Raw genomic sequence first — 21434 nt, forward strand, 5'->3', positions numbered from 1 at the left:
GCGGTCCAATCACTCCGGGGTCAGTACACCTGGTCCGGTGCGGCGCGTGCCGCGGGGGTGGTCTGCACGCCTCGGAACGGTCAGTCGAAGGCAGCGTGGGAGGCACGCCTGCTTGAGGTGCTCTCTGCATGTTAGCACCGGGCCGGCGGCATTCCCTGCCGCCTGTCCCGCGCGCCAGCACGCCGACGCGATACATTTATCGGGTGCCAATCTCTAATGAACATATTGTCTGGATCGACTGCGAAATGACCGGACTGGATCTCGAAGCCGACGCGCTCATCGAGGTCGCCGTCCTGGTCACCGACTCGGAACTCAACATCCTTGGGGAGGGAGTCGACGTCGTCATCAAGCCCACCGCTGAGGCCCTCGCCCAGATGAACGACTTCGTCCGCACCATGCACACCACCTCCAAACTGCTGGACGAACTCCCGCACGGCATGACGATGGCCGAGGCCGAAGACAAAGTGATGGAATACATCACCGAGTGGGTTCCCGAACCCCGCAAGGCGCAGTTGGCGGGCAACTCCGTTGGCACGGACCGGACCTTCCTGGCCCGCGACATGCCCCGCGTCATTGATCACCTGCACTACCGGATCATCGACGTTTCCACGATCAAGGAACTCTCGCGCCGCTGGTTCACCCGGGCCTACTTCCAAGCGCCGGCCAAGAGCGGCGGACACCGGGCATTGGGCGACATCAAGGACTCCATCAATGAGCTCCGTTACTACCGGCAGGCCGTCTTCGTCCCCTCCCCCGGCCCGGATTCGGCCACCGCGAAGAAGATCGCCGCAAGCATCGGCGCCACGTCCGGGGACTAGGATGTTAGCTGCGCCACTTTCGCTGCGGGAATCGCCTAAAGTGGCAAAAGCCAGATGAAAAGCATGTAAACTAGTCTGCGTTGCCTTACTGGTTGGAGACCGGCAGGAACCGCTGGAGCGGGGCCCGTCGGGAGGAACAAGAGGGCACGTGGTGGGTATAGCTCAGCTGGCAGAGCGCCTGGTTGTGGTCCAGGAGGTCGCGGGTTCAATCCCCGTTACTCACCCCGAAGGTCCGGCAGCAGCCGGCAGGCAGAGCCGTCCCGACGCCGGGGCGGCTCTTCGCATGTCCGGCCGTGACGGCGGCGCCTCGCGCCGACATCCTGAGCGAAGGAGAGAAATGACCGTCCGCCCCGTCACTATCACCGGCGAGCCCGTGCTGCACCGCCGTGCAGCCGAGGTCGAAAATTTCGACGACGAGCTCCACGCGATCATCGCAGACATGTTCGAGACGATGGACGAGGCCCACGGCGTAGGACTGGCGGCTCCGCAGATCGGGGTGGGACTGCGGATCTTCACCTATGAATTCGCGAACGACGACGACGTCCCGCCGCGCGGCGTCCTGGTCAATCCCACACTGGTTCTCGGCAAGGTCTCGGGTGCGGAACCCGACCCCGACGAGGAAAACGAGGGCTGCCTGTCCGTGCCCGGGCACAGCTATCCCCTGAAGCGGGCCGAGTGGGCCCGCGTCCGGGGGTTCAACGCAGACGGCAGCCCGGTGGATTTCGAGGCGACCGGCTGGTTCGCCCGGGTGATGCAGCACGAGTACGACCATTTGGACGGCAAGCTGTACATCGACCGGCTCAACGACCGGTGGGGCAAGCGCGCCCGCAAGAACATCAGGAAGGAAGGCTGGGGTGTCCCCGGCAATACGTGGTTGCCGGGAGTCGATCCGGACCCGTTCGGCCACTAGCGTCCGCGCTGTGGGGAAGCGAGATCTTTTTCCTTCGAGGTCTCAAGTCCCCAGCGGCACGATTCGGGTCAGCTGTCCGTGAGACTGGACCGGTGATCCTTTTCGCAGCGGTGCAGGTCTTCCAGCGCGATGTCCCGAAGCCGTTTGAGTTCGTCGACTCGCTTCGACGTCACATTGCCGCGGGCGTAGGCGTCGTGCGCCGCGTCCAGCAGCCGCTGGGCCTCCTTGTAATTGACCTGCGCCCGTTCCCAACGCGTCATCTCTACCATGCGGCCATTGTAGGAACGGCGTCCCCGCAAAGCCATAGCGGCGGCGGCAGTGCGGGCGCCCGCAGCCGGCATGGCCATTCCGATCGCTAACTTAGAAGCGTTCCCGAACCCACCGGCCGGTTAACGACGGAAGCCGGCGGCATTCGCATGCCGCCGGCCCCGCCGTCGTTATTGCCGTCTGAGGGCGATCAGACCGTCTCGGCCACCGGTTCCAGAACGGCCGGGAAGATCTTCGGGTTGACGCCGGCAATCTCCTCAAGCACGCGGACCACCTGGCAGCTGTAGCCGAACTCGTTGTCGTACCAGACGTAGAGCACGGCGTTCTTGCCGCTGGCAATCGTGGCCAGGCCGTCCACGATCCCCGCACGGCGGGAGCCGACGAAGTCGGTGGAGACGACCTCGGGAGAGTCGATGTAGTCGATCTGCTTCCGCAGGTCCGAGTTCAGCGACATGCCGCGCAGGTACTCGTTCAGGCTTTCCTTGGTGGCCTCCTGTTCCAGGTTCAGGTTCAGGATGGCCATGGAAACATCCGGGGTGGGGACGCGGATGGCGTTGCCGGTGAGCTTGCCTTCCAGCTCCGGCAGGGCCTTGGCCACGGCCTTGGCCGCGCCGGTCTCGGTCAACACCATGTTCAGCGCGGCGGAGCGGCCGCGGCGGGAACCCTTGTGGAAGTTGTCGATCAGGTTCTGGTCATTGGTGTAGGAGTGCACCGTTTCCACGTGGCCGTGGGCAATGCCGAACTTGTCGTTCAGCGCCTTGAGGACCGGGGTGATGGCGTTGGTAGTGCAGGAGGCAGCGGAGACGATCTTGTCCTCGTCGGTGATGTCTGCATGGTTCACGCCGTGCACGATGTTCTTCAGACCGCCCTTGCCGGGAGCGGTGAGGAGCACGCGGGAGACGCCGGGGCACTGCAGGTGCTGGGACAGCCCGGCCTCGTCGCGCCACTTGCCCGTGTTGTCCACCACGATGGCGTCCTTGATGCCGTACTGGGTGTAGTCGACGGACGCCGGGTCGTTGGAGTAGATGAACTGGATCAGGGTGCCGTTGGCCTGGATGGTGTTGTTTTCTTCATCCACGGAGATCGTGCCCTCGAAGGGGCCGTGCACCGAGTCGCGGCGGAGCAGGCTGGCGCGCTTGACCAGGTCGTCGTCGCTGCCCTTGCGGACGACGACGGCGCGCAGGCGCAGGCCGTGGCCCCCGCCGGCGTGGCCCACCAGGATCCGGGCCAGCAGCCGGCCGATGCGGCCGAAGCCGTAGAGCACCACGTCCGTGCTGGTGCGCTCATCGGCGCCGCGCTTGCCGACGATGTCCGCGAGCTCAGTGCGCACGAAGTCCTTCAGCTCGGCGCCGTCACCCTCGTTCTTGAACTTCACCAGCAGGCGGGCCAAATCCACGGAACCCGCGCCGAGGTCCAGCTCGCTCATCGCCTGCAGCACCGGGAAGGTCTCTTCCAAGGGCAGTTCGGCGTCGTCAATCTGGCGGGCGAAGCGGTGCGCCTTCAGGATGCCCACCACGGACTGGTTGATCAGGCTGCGCCCGTGGATGGAGGTGACTACGTTGTTTTCGCGGTACAAGCGCCCGATCATGGGGATCATCGCTTCGGCAAGTGCCTCGCGGTTGGTCCACGTATCCAGGGCCGACTCTGACATCTGGTTCACAGAATTACCTTCCTACATCAGCCGGGTTCTCCTTCGAGCCCGGTTGTCACCGCCGTGGATTTTCACGACGACGCCGGGTGGCCCGACAGTCTGTCCGGCCACACGGCACGCCACCGCCAAGTGCCGGCGGGAAGCTTGCGGATCGGCCCGTTCCCGTCGCCGACCCTCGATCGGCGGCGGCTAAGGCCTATCCATTGTCCATTCTAGAGACTACGCGGAGCAGGGATGCACCGTTACAGGTGAACTGCCTCACGTTAGGATGCGTTGACCTTTTGGCGGCTGGTACGTTCAACCGTCCCCGAATAACCCCTAACGACATGAGTGGATAGGCGTCGAATGACATTCTCGAAGACGGGCAACGCCAGCATCACAACGGTAGCTGCGGTCAGGGCAAGGCTGAGGGCCAGGACGCCAGCACTCCCCAACAACCCCTGAAGCGGGGGAAGGAACGCTCCAGCGGTCAGGACGAGGAATCCGTGCAGCAAATAGATAGCCAGGCTGTGCCGGCCCCACCGTGCGAGCGTGCCGTCCCGATCTGGCGACACGCTGACGAGGACACATATTGCCACCGCCGCCAAGAGAAGGAGGCCTGCTCTCGTCGCGATCCCTGCGGGATCCGCAACGTCAAGCCTTTCGAAGCTGAACGAGCCATAGAACCACTGGTGCGGAATCTTCAGGCTGTACACAAGCCACCAGCCGGCCAAGGCTGACATAAGCGCAAACCCTTTCCAGACCACCGGAGCCGCTGCCAGCGCTCCCACCAGACGCTTGCCGTATGCAGCTCCCAAGACAAAAAATGGGAGGAAGACCAGCGTCCGGGATGCTGACAGGGAATAGCCGAGCCCGTCCAAGCTTCCAACACACACCGCGATGGCGATCGACGAAATGACCGCAGCCCGGGGGAACCGCAAGACCACGGGGAGGAGCAGAAGCCACCACGCCATCCCCAGCAAAAACCACAGGATCCAGAACGGTGTATCAAGGGAGAAGTTCCGGTCGAGACCCAGCAGCCGGACGAAAACGAAATACGCGGCTTGGAAGGCCACCAGAATCACCGCGAACGTTCCAATCCGCTGACCCAGCCGCGTGGTCTTGGCCGTCACTCCAGCCAGGAACACGAAGGCCGGCATATGGAACATGTAAATCCCGGTCAACGCCAAGCGCGTACCGTCCGCACGCCAAGTAGCAGTGGCTTCCAGGAAGTGGCCAAGCACAACGGCGAAGATCAGCAGTCCCTTGGCCGTGTCCAGTCGGTGGTCTCGCAAAGTCGGCGTGGCGGGCATCCGGACATCCTACAGGCGGTGGTCCCTCCGCTCAGGGACGCACCGCCGTCGGCGGTTCAACGGATCAGGCTTTGAAGATGTCCTGCCGGACGCCCATGATGATTCTGTCGCCAGGATCCGCGGTCTTGAGGTAACGGACCACGTTCTGGAGGTCCAGTGCGATGCAACCCGCCGTCGGTACGGGATTGGCGTGCAGGAAGATGGCGAACCCCGCGCCCTGCTTGATGGTTTGCCCCGGCCCGCGATTGTAGTCGATCACCGCGCCCTGGCGGTAGTCACCGGTGGGCAGGCGCATGTAAAACCACATGTTCTCGTCCGGCCACCGTTCGTAGCCCACGGAACCGGCTTCGTAGTACTTGTTGTAGGAGGAGCCGAGCGTACCGGACCATCTGGACCGCTTGTTCAGCTTCTTGTACTTGAGGTCCGTGCCGGGGTTACCCTCACCGAATGCCTCATGGACTGTGAAACTGCCCTGCGGGGACCACCGGTACTGGGTGTGCCCGGATGCCACTCCAGGGCGCTTGAACCCCTGGAGTCCCACGGTCGCCTTGCCCGTTTTCCATTCCTGCTTGTAGACGGAGCCAACCCGCACGCAGTTGATAAAGCTGGCCTTGGAGGTTCCGTACGTCTCCGCGATGGTGAAGGAGATCCGGTTGGCCCAGTTGTGAGCGTAGCGGGTCTTGTGCGCGCCGATGGCCCAGCACTCATTCTTCGGGTACATCACGGCGCCCACCCGGGCCGCCACCAGGGAGCCACCCTGGAAAACCTGCGTGGTCTTGCCGCTGCGCTTCACGGCGTCCTGCAAGGGGTAGCCCAACGTGCCGTTCTGGCTGCCGCGGGCCGTCCAGCTGTAATTCATCTGTGCAGTCAGGATCCTGGCGCCAGTAGAGGGCGAGTACGCGACCGTCCCCTTCTGGAAGAACTGGACACATCCCCGGGACTTGAGGCCGCACTTCAGGTCCGCCGTCGGGTAGCCCATGGTCCCGTGTTCATATCCTGCGGCCGCGAACTTCTTGTAGGTCGGGTGCTGGAGGTCGGTGCTACGTGCACCGGTTTTCGCCGTCCAGTAGATGCCGATGCGCTTGGTGCTCTTGGAGGACGGCTTGTAGGTACGGACGCACCCGTTGTCCACCAGGCGGCAGTTGAAGTCGTTGACGGCCACCAGGTTGTGCAGCTTAGCCTTCGCCTCGATGGCCTTCTTGCCGGCGACGATGTGCGGGGGCGTGTAGCTGATGGTGCCGCCCTGGAATTGCTGCGAGGCGCTCTTGTCGGGGGCAGTCTTCATGTCTGCGATGGGATAGCCGTACTTGCCGTTTTCGTACTTGGCCGCTTGGAATGCCTTGTAGATGGGGTGCTTAAGGTCCACGGCGTAAGCGCCCGTCGCCGTAGACCAGTAGATACCGATCCGCGCCGTCCCGCCGCTATCCGTGTAGGTACGGACGCAGCCGTTGTCCCTGAGCGTGCAACGGAAGTCGTTGACCGGGCTGAGCTTCAAGGCCGTGGCCTTCGCGGCGATAGCCTTCTGCCCTGCTGCAATATGTGTCGGCTCTTCTGTTGCGGGAGTTTCCTGCGGGGTGCTCTGTTGCCCGAGCGCCTTAGAAGGCTCCCCCGGTGTTTTCCCCGGTTCTGCGGGCGGCACCGACGGCGTCGGGGTCGCGGGAACGGCTTGCTCCTCCGACGCGCCGCTGGATGGATCCGCCGGAGTCGAAGGCGAAGAAACAACGTTGGTTGGTGTCGGCTGCGGTTCCGAACTCGTTTCCCCGACTGGGCCCTCGGTCGGAACGGGGCTTTCGCCGTCGTTCGGCAAGGTGTCCGCTGTTGGATCAACGGGAGCGGGCGCTTGGGAAGACTGGACGGCCGGTGCCGCCTCCCCGGAAGCGAAGGCTGGCAGCGTCGAGGCAAGCAGCGTCGTGAGGACTGCTGTTGTCAGGCCAACGCGCAGCATGGAGCGCAGCGAAGCAGGCGACAGCGAAGGGCGGTTCATAGTTCCCCCGGCGATAGATGCAGGCTGGCGATGGAACCAGCTGAGACTGTACCGACCACTGTCGTCCTCGACCCGTGAGATGTAAGTAGAACGCCGGTGAAGTGATTCCGGGCCGCGACAGCCACTAGCCTCTGGAAGGCGGCCAACAGCTGGAGCAGTTGGCAACCGTGCCTAAAGCATTTGCCCCAGCGCCTACCCGGAATGGGACGGGTTGGTCTGTAAGCCGGGTTCTGTCACCTGCGGCAGTTGCCCGCCGCCGGGTGGCGATCATCCATCTAGGAGCACCGTTGCCGGTACCCTCAAGCGGCCTACCCGGACACTCGGGCGAGCAGCCCTCGAACGTGCCCTGTCTGGCCTTGCTCCGGGTGGGGTTTACCTAGCCGTCCCGGTCGCCCGGGTCGCTGGTGGTCTCTTACACCGCCGTTTCACCCTTACCAGGCCCTGCCAAGCAGTCCTGGCGGTCTGTTTTCTGTGGCACTTGCCTGCGGGTTTCCCCGAGTGGGCGTTACCCACCACCCTGCCCTGTGGAGCCCGGACTTTCCTCGGCGGACTCGTCCTCGCGGACAGCCCGACGCGATCGCCCAGCCAACCCGTCCCGCCTTCAGGATACGGCCTGCCCGCCCGTGACCCGTAATCCTCCCGCTTCTGCCGCTTTCCATCGGGAACGACGGCGGCGGACCGCCTTTCGTTCGGCAGCGCCATCCGACGGTAGGCTCTTACGGTGCTGATTCTTCTTCCGCCTTCCGAAGGGAAAACCGCCGCCGCGAAGGGACACCCGTTCGAGCTGCAGGACCTGCGGTTTCCGCAGCTGAACCCGGCCCGCGAGGAAGTGCTGGCGGCCCTGGCCCACGTCAGCCGGAGCCCTGAGGCGCTCACCCACCTGGGCGTCGGCGCCTCGCTGGCTGCGGAGGTGGAACGCAACACGCGGCTGCACGACGAGCCCTCCGCCCCGGCGCACACCGTCTACTCCGGTGTGCTCTACGACGCCCTCGGTTACCGATCCATGACCGCAGCACAAAAACGCAAGGCGGACGCCGCCGTCGTCGTCATCTCGGCGCTGTGGGGCGCGATAGGTTTTGCCGACAGCATTCCGGCCTACCGGCTGTCCATGTCCGTGGGCCTGCCGGAAACAGGGAAGCTCGCCTCCTATTGGAAGAAGCGGCTCCCCCAGGCGCTGGACGCCCATGCGGAGGGCCACCTGCTGGTGGACTGCCGATCGAGCACCTACGCCGCCGCGTGGACTCCCGACCCCGCCCGGACGGTCGTGGTCAACGTTTTCCAGGAGCGGAACGGCAAGCGCACCGTGGTCTCGCACTTCGCCAAGCACACCCGTGGCGAACTCGCCCGGCACTTGGTCACGAGGCGCGGCAAGGCGCCCGAGACGCCGGCCGCACTGTTGAAGGCGGCGCAGGAAGTTTGGCAGGCGGAACTTGTCGAAGGCACGGCCCGGAAGGCGCACGCGCTGAACGTCATCCTAGAGCCGTAGGCTCAACTCACCGGGCCCGTGCCGTGACCTAGGGGCGGCTACCGTACCCGAATACCCCGCTGACGCAGGAAAGTCTTAGCGCTTGCGGGCCAAGACCCTTGCGATCTCCGGGTCTTCGCGTTCAAACTTGGCCAACCCTGTCCCGGACTGTTGCTCGAAGACCTCGAAGCCGGACTCCTGAAGCTTCCGCAGGGTTTCAGCTGCCGGGATGAACCTGCGGAAGGACCGGAACCGGGCCTTCTTACGACTGGCGTCCAGTTCGGTCCGATGTTCCAGAGCGACGACGTCCCCGGGGACCGCCGCCGATGCCAGTTGTTCGAAGAACCGCTGCCCCTCGATCTCCGTTAGGCCGTTCAGCAAGAATCGCGCGTAAAACAGCACGGCGCCGCTGTGGCGTACTCCGTTCCTGAGCGCTGCCAACCGGCCGTCCTCCAGCACGTCCCCCTCGATGACCTCTACTCCCTGCCGGCCGCCAACATGGGCATGCGCTGCAGCAACGGCGTAAGTGCTGGCGTCGATCGCAGTCACTGGCAATTTCTTGTCAGCAAAGAAGACCGAGTCGCGGCCGTTACCGCTGCCCACGTCGATGACGGACCCGATGCCGGTGGCGCCCGAATTTACCCACTGCGCAAAGCCGGATGGCGAGGTGACAGCGTCGTGCGCGTAGAAATCATCCATGGCGAGGCGCGTCCGGTCCGTGTAGCTCAACAGAGCTTCGGAATCACGTCGCCTTCGCGCATCTTTCCAACGGAAATCCGGGTTTGGAATGCGCCAGTCGTCGCCGTACACGTGTGCCACGATGCGTTCCGGGCGGTGCGGCACGTTCACCGGGTGACCACTCAGGGTCGACTCCTGCACCGGCAGAAAGTCCGTTGTGGGGACTTCCTCGACTCCGACCGTGCCGAAGGGGAAGCCGACAAACCCGTTGGGTTTGAGAAACAGGTGGGCGATGTCCACCATGTCGCGAGAACCGTGCCTGTCCCGAACGGCGATGCATGAAGCCTTTGGCGTCACCTGGTATCCGGCGGCTATGAGTGCCCTGCCCACCCGTATGAATTCCGCGCGGGCTTCATCAGCCGTGGCTGTCTGGCTCAGGTAGGCGCAGTCCATGTCCTTGTCATGAGGAATGAAACCGTTTTCGCGCACGTAGCCAAGCAGTGTGCCGCTGTAGAGGAACGCCTGGCTGCCGGTGACCTCCTTGATCACTTTGGCAACCTCCCCGTACAGACTGAGCACTCCGTCCTGCCAAACAATGTCCTCGTTCTTGGGGAGCGGCCTGATCTTGCCCGCCCTGTCGAAGGCTTGTCCCTGGGCGAACCTGCGCTTCAGTGCCTCAACGTCTTCTTTGCCGTTTCGCAGGGACGGATGGGATGTTCCCCCCGAGGGCATTCGCAATGCCTTATCGCCGTACCGGACCGAGAGCGCGTCCGACTTTTTTGCGAACCGCCAGAGGTCGTACACACCGAACTCAAACGTCTTACGACCGTCAGAATCCACTTGGACGGGGGCAGTCATCACAGCCAAATCGTTAATGTAAAGCGTGACGTTCCCATCCACCAGTTCCGGCCCGGTGGCATGAACCTCGCCACCGATGCCGTCGATGGCAAGCAGAGTCACTTCTCCGACGTCCGATCGGAGAAATTGGCGATACAACTTCTTGACGCTCTGAATCATCGGACGAGTATACGTTATGAGTTCGTGTCCTGCTCGTATTCGAAGTTCAATCCAATCGCTCGAAGGACGGTGTAAGGGCGGCACTTGTTCGACGCCCTTCTAGCTGCCCCACTCCTCCGAGCGGATGAGGATGCAGCCTGAGTCGGGGCAGAAGACGATGTCGTCCGGTGCGGCCTTGCGGATGTCGGCCAGGTCGCCGGGGCTGAGCTGCATGCCGGAGCCCTCCGACTTGCCGTGGAACAACCGGGCGGCGCCGATGCCCCGGTGGGCCAGGGTCTTTTCGTAGACGGCCAGCAGGGAGGCCTCGAAGTTGCCGGCCACTTCCTGGCGCTCAGCGGCTGCGGCGGCACGTTCGCTTTCGATACCGGCGAGCTCTTCGTCGCGGGCGCGTTCCAAACCGGCCAGTTCTTCGCGCAGCTGGTCGTTGGCCTGCTGGTGCTCGGCCTGGCGGGTGCGGAGCCCCTCGAGGCGCTCCATCACTTCCAGCTCCACGTCTTCCAGGTCGCTGCGGCGCTTGTTCAGCGACACCAGTTCGTGCTGCAGCGCGGTCAGGTCCTTGGGCGAACCCGCTCCGCTGTCCAAGCGCTTCTGGTCGCGTTCGATCCGCGACTGGACGGTTTCGACGTCGCCTTCGGCGCGCTTCAGCTCGCGTTCGGTGTCCGCAATCTCCGTGTTCAGGGCGACCAGCGACGAGTCGGCGGCCGCAAGCTTCTCCACCAGCGCGTCGATGTCGGCATTCTTGGCGGTGGCTGCAGCGCGGCGGCTCAGTTGGGTGAGCTTGCCGTCCAATGCCTGCAGGTCGAGCAACCTCAGTTGCTCGGAAGCCGGTGCCTTCGCCATGTACGTCCTTTCAAAACGCTGCGGAACCACTGCGGTTCAGCCTCGTCCAAGCCTACAGTCCGGACGAAGCGCTGCTACCCCGGAGTCAGGACGAAATCCCACGGATCGGTGTTGGTGACGCTGACCTTGACTTCCACCGAGTAGCCCTGGTCGGCCAGGACATTGTCCAGCGCCACGGACGCCGGCGTCAGCCACAACCATTCACTGCCGAAATGCGAGACGTCAATGAGATACGGCCGGCCGTCCACGGCCCCCTCCCGCGCTTCGGACGCCGGGTGGTGGCGCAAGTCGGCCGTGACATAAACGTCCGCGCGCGACGCGCGGACCTGATCGAGCAGCGAGTCGCCGGCACCGCCGCACACGGCCACACTGCGGATAATCCCGTTGCGGTCGCCGGCCACCCTCACTCCCCCGGCGACGGCCGGCAGGATGCTGAATACCTGCTCGGCGAACTCGCCCAGCGTCTTGGCCTCGGCCAGCTCCCCCACCCGCCCGATGCCTTCTTCCGGCAAGCCGTTGTCGGCCGGCGAGAGCGGCCGCACGTCCCGCAGCCCGAGCGCGTCGGCGAGCACGTCGGATACGCCTCCGACGGCGCTGTCAGCGTTGGTGTGAACCGTGACCAAGGCGCAGCCGCTTTCGATCAGCCGGTGCACGGCGTCTCCCTTGAAGCTGGTGGTTGCGACCGAGTTGACCGGCTTCAGCAGCAGCGGGTGGTGCGTGAGCAGCAGGTCGGCGCCCCACTCGATGGCCTCGGTGATCACTTCGGTTGTCGGATCCACGGCGAACATGATCTTCTGCACGGCGGAGGAGGGCCGGCCGACGACGGGGCCCACTGCATCCCATTGCTCGGCGAGCGATTCGGGCCAGAGCTCTTCGATGGCCAGGAGCACATCGCCCAGCACCGGCGTCGTCGGCCGCGCTTCGTCCCGCGCCGAGGCTTCGGTTCCCTCGGCGGCTTCGGTTCCTGCGGGGACTTCGTTTCCTTCGGGGGTTGCGCTTCCCTCGGGGGCGTTGGCGCCCTCGGGCTTTGCGTTTGCCTCGGCAGCCTGGGTTCCCACGGGGCCTTCGGTGCCTGCGGGGCCTTCGGTGCCTGCGGGGGCTTCGGCATCCCCGGTGCGGAGCTGTTCATCGACCATGAATCCTTTTCTACCCCATCCGCGGTGGCCAGCCCACCAGCCGCCGCCCGCGTTCGCGGCCCGGGAACATTCGAGGGGTCCGTGACATTGTTAAGCCATGAAGACTTTTGTGCTTGGCGGTGGCTGCTTTTGGTGCCTCGACGCGGTCTACAACAGGACGCGCGGTGTCACGGAGGTGGTTTCCGGCTACACCGGCGGCCACGTGAAGAGTCCCTCCTACGAGGCGGTCTGCTCCGGAACGACGGGGCACGCAGAGGTGGTGGCCGTGACGTTCGACGAAACGGTGGTGCCCGAGGACGTCATCTTGGGGATGTTCTTCGCCTCGCACAACCCCACCACCCTGAACCGCCAGGGCTACGACGTCGGGACGCAGTATCGCTCGTCGATGTTCTACGTCGACGACGAACAGAAGCGGACCTTCGAGGCTGCCATCGAGCGCGCACAGTCCGACTGGCAGGACCCCATCGTGACCGAGGTCGTGCGGCTGCCCGATTTCTATCCGGCGGAGGAATACCACCAGAACTTCTACGCCAAGCATCCCGATGCCGGCTACTGCCAGGTGATCATCAATCCGAAGCTGGCCAAGGCCCGAAAATATTACGCCGAATGGCTCACCGCTTAGCTCACGGCTCGCCGCGCTGACTAGTGTGGAAGAAGTTTTGTTACCCCCATCTGTAACGGCCCGAACGGCCAGAAGGCAGGAAAACATGGCCCCGATTTACGACGACGTCACCCAGGTTGTGGGGCGCACCCCGCTGGTGCGCCTGAACCGGCTCACCGAGGGCCTGCCGGCCCAGATCGCCGTGAAGCTGGAGTTCTACAACCCCGCCAACTCGGTCAAGGACCGGATTGGCGTGGCCATCGTCGACGCCGCCGAGAAGGCAGGTGCGCTGAAGCCCGGCGGCACCATCGTGGAGGGCACCTCCGGCAACACCGGCATCGCGCTGGCCATGGTAGGGGCAGCCCGCGGCTACAAGGTGATCCTGACCATGCCGGAGACCATGTCCACCGAGCGCCGGGTCATGCTGCGCGCCTTCGGTGCCGAAATCGTGCTGACCCCCGGTTCCGAGGGCATGCGCGGCGCTGTGGAGAAGGCCAAGGAGATCGTGGCCAACACGGAAAACTCCATCTGGGCGCAGCAGTTCGCCAATGAGGCCAACCCGCTGATCCACCGCACCACCACCGGCGAGGAAATCTGGGCCGACACCGATGGCCAGGTGGACATCCTGGTGGCCGGCATCGGCACCGGCGGCACCATCACCGGCGCCGGTGGCCTGCTGAAGGAGCGCAAGCCCGGCGTCCAGATCATCGCCGTCGAGCCGGAAGACTCCCCCATCCTCACCGGCGGCAGCCCCGGCCCGCACAAGATCCAAGGCCTCGGCGCCAACTTCGTGCCGGAGGTGCTGAACACCAGCGTCTACGACGAGGTGCTGGACGCACCGACGTCGGCGTCGGTCGCCGTCGCCCGCGATCTGGGCATCAAGGAAGGCATCCTCGGCGGCATCTCCTCGGGTGCGGCCGTGTGGGCGGCGCTGGAAGTCGCGAAGCGCCCGGAGAACGCCGGTAAGCTGATCGTGGCCGTGGTGCCCGACTTCGGTGAGCGCTACATTTCCACGATCCTGTACGACGACATCCGCGGCTAACCAGCTTCCCCTGCCGCCGAGCGGCGCTGTTCAAGCAGAAAGAGCACATGGGTTTCCTAGCGCGACTGCGTGAAGACCTCGAGGCCGCCCGGTCGCACGACCCGGCGGCCCGGGGCCACGTGGAGAATTTCCTGGCCTACTCCGGGCTGCACGCCATCTGGATCCACCGGCTGACCCACAGGCTGTGGGCCAAACCGTCGCTGCGGCTGCCGGCCCGGCTGATTTCGCAGGCGGGACGCTTCCTGACCGGCATCGAAATCCATCCCGGCGCGACCATCGGCCGCCGGTTCTTCATTGACCACGGCATGGGCGTGGTGATCGGCGAGACGGCCGAAATCGGCGACGACGTGATGCTCTACCACGGCGTCACGCTCGGCGGCCGTTCGCTGGACAAGGTCAAGCGCCACCCCACCATCGGCGACCGGGTGGTCATCGGTGCCGGGGCCAAAGTGCTGGGTCCCGTGGTCATCGGGGCCGACAGCGCCGTCGGTGCGAACGCCGTGGTGGTCAAGGACGCTCCGCCGGAATCGATCATCACCGGCATTCCGGCCACCTTCCGGCACCGCGATCCGCAGCGCGAAACCAAGCCGGCCGTCGACCCGGCCGAATACATCGACCCGGCGATGTGGATCTAACGTCCACTGCTGCCCGATAAACGTTGAACCTGACGAGAGGACAAGCCGTGGGCGAATCGATCCGCATCGGCATAGCCGGCTACGGAAACCTGGGCCGCGGCGTGGAGGCCGCGGTAGCCAAGAACCCGGACATGGAACTGGCCGGGGTCTTCACCCGCCGATCCCCCGGGGACCTTGCCACGCTGCGCGAGGAGACTGCCGTATACGCCATGGACGACCTGGCCGCCCACGAAGACAGCATCGACGTGCTGATCCTGTGCGGCGGTTCCAAGGAGGACCTCCCGCAGCAGGGTCCGGTCATGGCGGCCCGCTTTAACACGGTGGACAGCTTCGACACGCACGCCCGCATCCCCGAATACTTCGACGCCGTCGACGCGCCGGCGCGGGCCGCCGGGAAGACAGCGCTGATTTCCGCCGGCTGGGACCCCGGGATGTTTTCCATCAACCGCGTGTACGGGGAGGCCCTCCTGCCCGACGGCGATACCTACACCTTCTGGGGCCGCGGGCTGAGCCAGGGACATTCCGACGCCGTCCGGCGCGTTCCCGGTGTCGCTGCCGGCGTGCAGTACACACTGCCGTCGGAAGCCGCGATTGAACAGGTGCGCGACGGCAGCCGCCCGCAGCTGGAAACGCGGCAGAAGCACACGCGTGAATGCTTCGTGGTGCTCGCCGACGGCGCCGACCCCGCAGCGGTCAAGGAAGCCATCGTGACCATGCCGCACTACTTCGACCAGTACGACACCGAGGTCCACTTCATCACCGCCGAAGAACTGGCCCGCGACCACAGCGCCATGCCGCACGGCGGGATGACCATCCGCAGCGGCAACACCAGCGACGAACACGCCCAGGTCATCGAGTACGGACTCACGCTGGAGAGCAACCCGGAATTCACCGCCAGCGTCCTGGTGGCCTACGCCCGGGCCGTGCACCGCCTGCACCAGCAGGGCCGGTTCGGCGCGGTCACCGTCTTCGACGTACCGCCCGGCCTGCTCTCCCCCAAATCTGCGGCGGAACTGCGCGCTGAGTTGCTGTAGCAACTCGTCGCGGTCTACCGGTAGGCTCGACCATCGATCCTAAGAGGCCCCTCTGCGCGGAGCAGAGGGGCCTCTCGCTGTCTGTCAGGGTTTCTCGGGCTCCGATGACGCCGTTGACTGCTTATGCCGAATGATTGAGTATTATTCGGATAACTCCTCAACCTGACGAGGAGCTTTCTCTTCCGTCTGCTCTGTTGTCATTCCTGTTGGGGGAAATTCTTGAAAAGACTGCTTCAGCGCGCCGTTACAGTTTCAATGGCCACTCTTTTATTTACTGCACCAATAACACTCGCTCAGGCTCAGGCGAACCCAGTCGGCGTTACCGTCGCTTCAACGACAGCGGTCTCCACGGCAGTCGTGAAGGCAACGATCACGGGTGCCCCGAAGTCCTCAACTGTGGCCAGCGGCAAGACCCATAGCTTCAACGTCAAGGCAGTCGGCAGCAAACTCAGGTATCAATGGCAGGTCAAAAAACCTAAGTCCTACAACTGGGTCAAAGCCACCGGAGCTTCTGCCAAAACCCACACTCTCAAGGTCAAGGCCTCGGCCAGCCTTAATGGAGCCCAGTACCGCGTGATCGTCTCCAACTCCCGCTCAAAGATCACGTCGAGGAGCGCCACGCTCACCGTTGTCACCTCACCCAGGATCACAACCGAGCCCAAGAACGTGACCACTCCGGCACGATCGAAGGTAACGCTTTCAGTCAAAGCGAGTGGCGGAGCCATGTCATACCAGTGGCAGCGTAAGGCAGGATCCAAATGGGCGAACATTTCCTCGGCCACCAGGTCAACCCACACCTTCACAACTCCCTCCGGACAGTCAGTAACCGAGTACCGCGCCGTCGCGGGCAACAAGGCAGGAAAGGCAACTTCCAACAGCGTGAAGGTCACGACCGTCGTCAAACCGACGGTTAAGATCCCGCGTTCGATTGAGACCACCACTGGCCAATCCATCACTATCAAGAGCCAAGCCACGGGCGGATCCCTGTCCTACGCGTGGGAACGTGGGGTCGAAGGAACCGACGGAAAGGTCTCGTGGAAGAGGATTTCGGGAGCAACAAGCGCGAACTACACGTTTACCGCACGGTCGAAGAACGAACTGGATACCTACCGGGTCATAGTAACGAACAAAGCCGGAAAAGCGACCTCAGCAGAAATGGTGCTGTTTGTACGATCGTCGAGGTAAGACCCCTTCGCTATCGACAAAATATTCACTTTGCCTGACTGGAACGTGCTGTTCTTCGAACCACGTCAATACCCAAGCAACACAGAGTCAGGAAAAGCGGATCTTTACGTGGAATTGCTCTTGGGTAACAGCAGCGATTCCACCATGGATCCGGCCGACTGGATCGTCGTGGAATACATCGGTGCAGACGGGAACACCTACGACGACTCCGGGTATACGGTAATAGATTCCTATCTCGACATGGGGCCGCTGCTTCCGCCGACGGTGGACGTTGATTCCTCCATTGGTTACGGAGTGGTTTTTGCCGATGTCCCGGCCGCTGCAGTCAAGGGCGGAGTCTGGCGCATCACCGATTGGTACGACGACTCCGTTGAGTACGTCCAAGGATTCTAGGTGCCTGAGCATTATTGCTCGTACGATTAACCAGTAAATCATTTTGGTTCCGGGCTGCGCCCGGGAAAGTTGGGGAAATTGAAACTCGCACCTTACGTGCGTGGCGCCGCTGCGTTCGCAGCCGCTGCCTCGCTCCTTCTAGGCTCCGTCACTGCCGCAACCGCGGCTCCCGTCGAGGCCGTCACAGCGGTGACTGGTCCCGCCGTCGGGGCGACGGTCCCGACGCCTGCGCCCGAAACGAGCGTGGCGATCAAAAATATCGGCAGCCCGGTTGCCCCCGTCAACGGCACTGCAACGGTGAAGCCCACGGTTGCCGCCACCGGCTGGGTCACCGTGACAGCCAAGACCATCACGGTTAAGCAAGGCAGCAAGACCGTGCTCAGGAACAAGAAGAGCGCGAAGCTCAAGGCCGGGACCTACTCGGTTGCCACAACCGTGAAGTACAAGACGTACGCAGAAGTGGACGGCCAGCGCGTCTACTCGAACCTCAAGACGACGTCGAAGACGCAGAAGCTCGTGGTCCGCACTGCAGTTGCGCTGAAGACCATTGCGGGAAAGAAGGCTCCTTACAACGGCACGGCAACCATCAAGCCGAATGTTTCGTCTGCCAAGGGCGTGAAAGTCGTGTCCAAGACGCTGACGGTGAAGGCCGGCAGTAAGACCGTAACCAAGAACAAGAAGTCGGTTTCCCTGCGGGCCGGCAGGTACAAGGTCACCACGACGGTGAAGTACCGGTTGCCGTCCTCGACCTACACGCGCACCGCGACGAAGACGCAGGCTCTCACGATCACGGCCGGAAAGAAGCCCACCCGAAGTGCCCCCAACGGACACTATTGCCCGGCCGGATACCCCATCAAAGGCAATCAAAGCTCCTCGGGCGAGTGGATTTATCACGTCCCAGGCGGTGGCTTCTACTCGCGCACCAGCCCCGAAGAGTGCTTTGCCACGGAAAGTGCAGCTCGGGCTGCCGGCTACCGCGCTTCGAAGCGATAGCCGGACTCAAACCTGAGACAATCGGCCCCTCCTCAACTCTCCGAGGAGGGGCCGATTTCCGCTTAACGGTGCGGTTTTAGCCCGCCGGTCGTGCGGTTCCACGGGTGTCCTGCCCTGTTGCGTCGCCCATGGCGCCGATAAACTCGCCCCCAGGGCACCAGACCGGGAGGGCAAGCACCACATGTATCAGGAAACAGCTCAAAGATTACGGGCCCGGTTACGGCACGAGAAGGACGAATACAGCCACGGAGAGCACCTGCCGCTGGGCTCTTTCCTGATGTTGATGGGCGTCCACGGCACAGGACTGGCACTGGGGACAGCCGCCGTTCGCCGCTCCGGCCGCACCGTGCCGGACGCGCCCCGGTGGAGCGACCTGGCGCTGATCGCCGTCGCGACACACAAGCTCTCCCGACTGCTGACCAAGGCCCCGGTCACCAGCCCGCTGCGGGCTCCGTTCACTTCCTTTGAAGGACAAAGCGGAGCAGCCGAACTGGCCGAAGACGTGCGCGGCACCGGACCGCAGAAAGCCATCGGCGAACTGCTGACGTGCCCGTTCTGCCTGGGCCAATGGGTGGCCAGCGGCTTCATCTTCGGGCTGTTGCTGGCTCCGAAGCCAACCCGCTGGGCGGCCGCCCTGCTCACCGCGGAATTCGGATCCGACCTCCTCCAGTTCTTCTACTCGAAGGTACAGAAGTCGGCGGCGTAGTTTCCGACGAAAGCGGTGGCAGCCGACGAAGCCCCCAACCGCAAGAGTCGGTTGGGGGCTCCGGAAGCTCCTCAGGCGGCTGTCCGCCGTCCGAGTCAGTGCGTGTCGACGGCGGAGACCTCCGACTTGTCGCCGCTCCACAGGGTGTGGAAGGTGCCTTCCGCGTCCGTCCGGCCGTAGGTGTGTGCGCCGAAGAGGTCGCGCAGGCCCTGGGTCAGGGCGGCCGGCAGGCGATTGCGGCGCAGCCCGTCGTAGTAGGCCAGCGAGGAGGCAAATACCGGTACCGGGATGCCGAGCCGGACGGCGGTGGCCACGACTCGGCGCCACGCCGGGACTGCCTGGCCGATCGCATCGGCGAAGGCCGGGGCGAAGAGCAGGTTTTCAGGCTTTGAGTCGCCGGCGTAGGCCTTCATGATGTCGTCCAGCAGCTCGGCGCGGATGATGCAGCCGGCGCGCCAGAGCGAGGCGATCTCATCCAGCTTCAGATCCCAGCCGTACTCGCCCGCTGCGGAACCGAGCATGTCGATGCCCTGGGCGTAGCTGACCAGCTTGGAGGCGAACAGCGCCTGGCGGACGTCCTCGACGAAGCTCTGCGGGACCTTGACGTCTTCTTCGTGTCCTGCCAGCACGTCCTGGGCTATGGCGCGCTGGCCGCGCTGCGAGGAAAGGCCGCGCGCGAAAACCGACTCGGCAATGCCGGAGACCGGCGACCCGAGTTCGAGCGCGGAGACGACGGTCCAGCGCCCGGTGCCCTTCTGCCCGGCCGAGTCCACCACCACGTCGACGAACGGCTTGCCAGTCTTGGCGTCCGTGTGGGCAAGCACCTCGGCGGTGATCTCAATCAGGAAGGACGAGAGCTCGGTCTTGTTCCACGCGGTGAAGATCTCGGCCTGCTGCTGCGGTTCCAGGCCTGCACCGGTGCGGAGCAGGTCGTAGGCCTCACCGATGACCTGCATGTCCGCGTACTCGATGCCGTTGTGCACCATCTTTACGAAATGGCCCGCGCCATCCGTGCCCACCCAGCTGCAGCAGGGTTCGCCGTCGTACTTGGCGGAGATCTTTTCCAGCATGGGGCCGAGCGAGTCGTAGGACTGCCGGGAGCCGCCGGGCATGATGGATGGGCCGAGGAGCGCCCCTTCCTCGCCGCCCGAGACCCCGATGCCGACGAAGTGCAGCCCCTTCTCGGCCAAGGCGGCCTCGCGGCGCCGGGTGTCCTCGTAGTGCGAGTTGCCGGCGTCAATGACGATGTCGCCCTCTTCCAGCAACGGCACCAACTGCTCGATGACGGAGTCGACCGGCTTGCCGGCCTTGACCATGATGAGCACGCGGCGGGGCTTCTGCAGGTTCTCCACCAGCTCCTGCAGCGACTCGGTGCGGATGAAGTCGCCCTCGTCGCCGTGGGCGGACAGCAGGGCGTCCGTCTTTTCCACCGAGCGGTTGTGCAGGGCGACCGTGTAGCCGTTGCGGGCGAAGTTCCGTGCCAGGTTGGCGCCCATGACGGCCAGACCTGTCACACCGATGTGTGCGCTCATTGAGTCTCCATGTGTGCGGTCCCCGCGGTCAGGGACGTCAGCGTACAGCCCGAGCGGGCCGTGGTTCCTCCTCAAGCCTAATCCCGACCGGCGGCACCGGCTAAGCGGGCTGACGTTAGCTATGACTCATTCGCCAGGGGCAGCCGAGGGTCGGAAGCGCAGCCAGGCGTCGATTGCGTCATCGTCCGCGTCGTCCTCGCCGGGAAAGCCCCTGCCGGCGATGGCGTCCGTGCCGGGGTCCGGGCGGGGAGTCAACGCTCGAGGCGAGGCCGCGGGCAGCCCGATTTCATCCAGCGGGTCCTGCGCCGGTATCAGGCCGACGTCCTGTTCGGAGCACGGCCGGCGGTGCGTTCCGGAGCAGGCACAACGCCGTGCCGAGACGGTGCGTGCAGGGACGAACGTGTGGCCGGCAGTCCGGCAGAACTTCTCCATTGTTGCCCCTCGTGAAAACCAGCATGATCGGTCCAGCGTTGCAGACCGGAGGCCGGTTGTAGAGAGCTTCACGGCGCCGTTGCTTAACCGTTATTGCACGACGCAGCGGCCGCTCTATCTTGGCATAAGATCGGCACAATAAGTGCCCGGCAGCACCGTTCGGCGGCTCGCGGATGGTAAGGGCGTGCGCCGTGTTTTGACCCGTATTTGCCGATAACGAGCGACACGCTTAACTGATCAATCATGGTGGTTGAGAAATGCCCACGGGTCATGGCAGACTGTGGCTTGGCGGTGGCATTGAACGCCCGGGAGCCCCCATCTCCCCGGTTGCTGCACCGCTTATCCCCTGGCAGTTCCGTTGATCCCCCATCTAACGGCTGCCCCGAAAGGCACTGTCCCTCGCGGGACAGTGCCTTTCCCTTTGGACCTGTGTGCCGGCTGTGATCCCCGAGACGAGATTCCTCGCGAGCGACGAGTATGGCTGACAAGTTTTTCACGTGCCCGGTAGATGTCCCGCACGCGACCATGCAGCGGCACGGCAGGACGGCGTGTCCTTGCCGGGCGGTGCGGAAGATAGGGCCGCCGGGCCGGGTGTCGGATTCGCGGGAAAGGGGCTTCGACGCGGTCGAATGCTGCGCGCGGACGAACACCTTATCCGGCATCTGCAACGCTGAGGGACAGCCCCGCCCATCCCCCAACAGCGGGCGGGGCCGTCACCTCATCCATCCGGTTCCACTGCCCCCTGCAGCGGCCACCGGGAGCCCCACGTTACACCGGCAGGCGCCCGCTGGACCTCAAGATTCACTTAGGAATCGAAGCCTGA

General features: G+C 64.3%; 20 protein-coding genes, 1 tRNA gene and 1 other RNA gene. 12 read left to right on the forward strand and 10 right to left on the reverse strand.

All coding sequences use genetic code 11. The features are described from left to right. Positions 1 to 203 precede the first annotated feature (203 nt). From orn to def, 3 genes are all read left to right on the forward strand, one after another. Positions 204 to 818: an oligoribonuclease gene (gene orn, locus AC5RUH_RS07085; protein ID WP_493999923.1), complete on the forward strand. Its 615-nt coding sequence runs from the start codon at positions 204 to 206 to the stop codon at positions 816 to 818. A gap of 151 nt (positions 819 to 969) precedes the next feature. Continuing rightward, a tRNA-His gene (locus AC5RUH_RS07090) sits at positions 970 to 1042 on the forward strand. Between the two features lie 113 nt (positions 1043 to 1155). Beyond that, positions 1156 to 1728: a peptide deformylase gene (gene def / locus AC5RUH_RS07095; RefSeq protein WP_494073824.1), complete on the forward strand. Its 573-nt coding sequence runs from the start codon at positions 1156 to 1158 to the stop codon at positions 1726 to 1728. A 68-nt stretch (positions 1729 to 1796) separates the two neighbouring features. Here def and AC5RUH_RS07100 read toward each other — a convergent pair whose 3' ends face one another. The 5 genes from AC5RUH_RS07100 to rnpB all read right to left on the reverse strand — a co-directional run bounded on the left by AC5RUH_RS07100 (position 1797) and on the right by rnpB (position 7515). Further along, a complete protein-coding gene (locus AC5RUH_RS07100; RefSeq protein ID WP_493999925.1) occupies positions 1797 to 1997 on the reverse strand; it encodes a hypothetical protein in 201 nt (66 codons plus the stop codon). 188 nt (positions 1998 to 2185) lie between these two features. Next, the gene (locus tag AC5RUH_RS07105; RefSeq protein WP_494001266.1) at positions 2186 to 3646 is read right to left on the reverse strand and encodes a glyceraldehyde-3-phosphate dehydrogenase; all 1461 of its coding nucleotides are present in this window, start codon (positions 3644 to 3646) and stop codon (positions 2186 to 2188) included. Between the two features lie 263 nt (positions 3647 to 3909). Next, a complete protein-coding gene (locus AC5RUH_RS07110) occupies positions 3910 to 4938 on the reverse strand; it encodes an acyltransferase family protein (RefSeq protein ID WP_494128239.1) in 1029 nt (342 codons plus the stop codon). 64 nt (positions 4939 to 5002) lie between these two features. Continuing rightward, positions 5003 to 6433 (reverse strand): L,D-transpeptidase family protein, encoded by a 1431-nt coding sequence (locus AC5RUH_RS07115; protein WP_494128240.1) that lies wholly within the window; start codon positions 6431 to 6433, stop codon positions 5003 to 5005. Positions 6434 to 7125: 692 nt separating this feature from the next. After that, positions 7126 to 7515: RNase P RNA component class A (rnpB, locus tag AC5RUH_RS07120), an RNA gene on the reverse strand. 128 nt (positions 7516 to 7643) lie between these two features. Here rnpB and AC5RUH_RS07125 point away from each other — a divergent pair. Further along, positions 7644 to 8408: a YaaA family protein gene (locus AC5RUH_RS07125; RefSeq protein ID WP_494128241.1), complete on the forward strand. Its 765-nt coding sequence runs from the start codon at positions 7644 to 7646 to the stop codon at positions 8406 to 8408. A 75-nt stretch (positions 8409 to 8483) separates the two neighbouring features. On the opposite strand, the gene AC5RUH_RS07130 is transcribed toward AC5RUH_RS07125, so the two are convergent. The 3 genes from AC5RUH_RS07130 to AC5RUH_RS07140 form a co-directional block, all read right to left on the reverse strand. Continuing rightward, on the reverse strand, positions 8484 to 10082 hold the full coding sequence (locus tag AC5RUH_RS07130; protein WP_494128242.1) for a LicD family protein: 1599 nt from the start codon (positions 10080 to 10082) through the stop codon (positions 8484 to 8486). 99 nt (positions 10083 to 10181) lie between these two features. Then, on the reverse strand, positions 10182 to 10922 hold the full coding sequence (locus AC5RUH_RS07135; protein WP_494128243.1) for a zinc ribbon domain-containing protein: 741 nt from the start codon (positions 10920 to 10922) through the stop codon (positions 10182 to 10184). 74 nt (positions 10923 to 10996) lie between these two features. Further along, the gene (locus AC5RUH_RS07140) at positions 10997 to 12058 is read right to left on the reverse strand and encodes a Nif3-like dinuclear metal center hexameric protein (protein WP_494128244.1); all 1062 of its coding nucleotides are present in this window, start codon (positions 12056 to 12058) and stop codon (positions 10997 to 10999) included. Positions 12059 to 12155: 97 nt separating this feature from the next. Here AC5RUH_RS07140 and msrA point away from each other — a divergent pair, with 97 nt between their 5' ends. The 8 genes from msrA (at position 12156) to AC5RUH_RS07180 (ending at position 18647) form a co-directional block, all read left to right on the forward strand. Beyond that, a complete protein-coding gene (msrA, locus tag AC5RUH_RS07145) occupies positions 12156 to 12680 on the forward strand; it encodes a peptide-methionine (S)-S-oxide reductase MsrA (RefSeq protein ID WP_493999932.1) in 525 nt (174 codons plus the stop codon). A gap of 85 nt (positions 12681 to 12765) precedes the next feature. Next, positions 12766 to 13701 carry a cysteine synthase A gene (cysK, locus tag AC5RUH_RS07150; RefSeq protein WP_493977396.1) on the forward strand — a complete coding sequence of 312 codons (936 nt, stop codon included), beginning with the start codon at positions 12766 to 12768 and terminating at the stop codon, positions 13699 to 13701. A gap of 47 nt (positions 13702 to 13748) precedes the next feature. Beyond that, positions 13749 to 14336 carry a serine O-acetyltransferase EpsC gene (gene epsC / locus AC5RUH_RS07155; RefSeq protein WP_493977395.1) on the forward strand — a complete coding sequence of 196 codons (588 nt, stop codon included), beginning with the start codon at positions 13749 to 13751 and terminating at the stop codon, positions 14334 to 14336. A 47-nt stretch (positions 14337 to 14383) separates the two neighbouring features. Then, the gene (locus AC5RUH_RS07160; RefSeq protein ID WP_494128245.1) at positions 14384 to 15370 is read left to right on the forward strand and encodes a diaminopimelate dehydrogenase; all 987 of its coding nucleotides are present in this window, start codon (positions 14384 to 14386) and stop codon (positions 15368 to 15370) included. Positions 15371 to 15625: 255 nt separating this feature from the next. Further along, positions 15626 to 16555, forward strand: a complete 930-nt coding sequence (locus AC5RUH_RS07165; RefSeq protein ID WP_494128246.1) for a hypothetical protein — start codon at positions 15626 to 15628, stop codon at positions 16553 to 16555. Positions 16556 to 16663: 108 nt separating this feature from the next. Further along, positions 16664 to 16948 carry a hypothetical protein gene (locus tag AC5RUH_RS07170; protein WP_494128247.1) on the forward strand — a complete coding sequence of 95 codons (285 nt, stop codon included), beginning with the start codon at positions 16664 to 16666 and terminating at the stop codon, positions 16946 to 16948. 243 nt (positions 16949 to 17191) lie between these two features. Further along, positions 17192 to 17941 carry a sunset domain-containing protein gene (locus tag AC5RUH_RS07175; protein WP_493999935.1) on the forward strand — a complete coding sequence of 250 codons (750 nt, stop codon included), beginning with the start codon at positions 17192 to 17194 and terminating at the stop codon, positions 17939 to 17941. Positions 17942 to 18122: 181 nt separating this feature from the next. Further along, the gene (locus AC5RUH_RS07180; protein WP_494128248.1) at positions 18123 to 18647 is read left to right on the forward strand and encodes a DUF1360 domain-containing protein; all 525 of its coding nucleotides are present in this window, start codon (positions 18123 to 18125) and stop codon (positions 18645 to 18647) included. 95 nt (positions 18648 to 18742) lie between these two features. Here AC5RUH_RS07180 and gnd read toward each other — a convergent pair whose 3' ends face one another. After that, positions 18743 to 20179 (reverse strand): NADP-dependent phosphogluconate dehydrogenase, encoded by a 1437-nt coding sequence (gene gnd / locus AC5RUH_RS07185; RefSeq protein ID WP_494128249.1) that lies wholly within the window; start codon positions 20177 to 20179, stop codon positions 18743 to 18745. Positions 20180 to 20305: 126 nt separating this feature from the next. Next, the gene (locus tag AC5RUH_RS07190) at positions 20306 to 20611 is read right to left on the reverse strand and encodes a hypothetical protein (RefSeq protein ID WP_494128250.1); all 306 of its coding nucleotides are present in this window, start codon (positions 20609 to 20611) and stop codon (positions 20306 to 20308) included. Between the last annotated feature and the right edge of the window lie 823 nt (positions 20612 to 21434).

Source organism: Arthrobacter sp. Y3223166, assembly GCF_059090935.1.

Bases quoted from the DNA above. Each gene is read 5' to 3' on its own strand.
- AC5RUH_RS07190 (WP_494128250.1), bottom strand. From the start codon at position 20,611: ATGGAGAAGTTCTGCCGGACTGCCGGCCACACGTTCGTCCCTGCACGC.
- AC5RUH_RS07110 (WP_494128239.1), bottom strand. From the start codon at position 4,938: ATGCCCGCCACGCCGACTTTGCGAGACCACCGACTGGACACGGCCAAG.
- AC5RUH_RS07130 (WP_494128242.1), bottom strand. From the start codon at position 10,082: ATGATTCAGAGCGTCAAGAAGTTGTATCGCCAATTTCTCCGATCGGAC.
- def (WP_494073824.1), top strand. From the start codon at position 1,156: ATGACCGTCCGCCCCGTCACTATCACCGGCGAGCCCGTGCTGCACCGC.
- AC5RUH_RS07105 (WP_494001266.1), bottom strand. From the start codon at position 3,646: ATGTCAGAGTCGGCCCTGGATACGTGGACCAACCGCGAGGCACTTGCC.
- AC5RUH_RS07165 (WP_494128246.1), top strand. From the start codon at position 15,626: ATGGCCACTCTTTTATTTACTGCACCAATAACACTCGCTCAGGCTCAG.
- cysK (WP_493977396.1), top strand. From the start codon at position 12,766: ATGGCCCCGATTTACGACGACGTCACCCAGGTTGTGGGGCGCACCCCG.
- AC5RUH_RS07180 (WP_494128248.1), top strand. From the start codon at position 18,123: ATGTATCAGGAAACAGCTCAAAGATTACGGGCCCGGTTACGGCACGAG.
- msrA (WP_493999932.1), top strand. From the start codon at position 12,156: ATGAAGACTTTTGTGCTTGGCGGTGGCTGCTTTTGGTGCCTCGACGCG.
- AC5RUH_RS07140 (WP_494128244.1), bottom strand. From the start codon at position 12,058: ATGGTCGATGAACAGCTCCGCACCGGGGATGCCGAAGCCCCCGCAGGC.
- AC5RUH_RS07100 (WP_493999925.1), bottom strand. From the start codon at position 1,997: ATGGTAGAGATGACGCGTTGGGAACGGGCGCAGGTCAATTACAAGGAG.
- AC5RUH_RS07135 (WP_494128243.1), bottom strand. From the start codon at position 10,922: ATGGCGAAGGCACCGGCTTCCGAGCAACTGAGGTTGCTCGACCTGCAG.
- gnd (WP_494128249.1), bottom strand. From the start codon at position 20,179: ATGAGCGCACACATCGGTGTGACAGGTCTGGCCGTCATGGGCGCCAAC.
- epsC (WP_493977395.1), top strand. From the start codon at position 13,749: ATGGGTTTCCTAGCGCGACTGCGTGAAGACCTCGAGGCCGCCCGGTCG.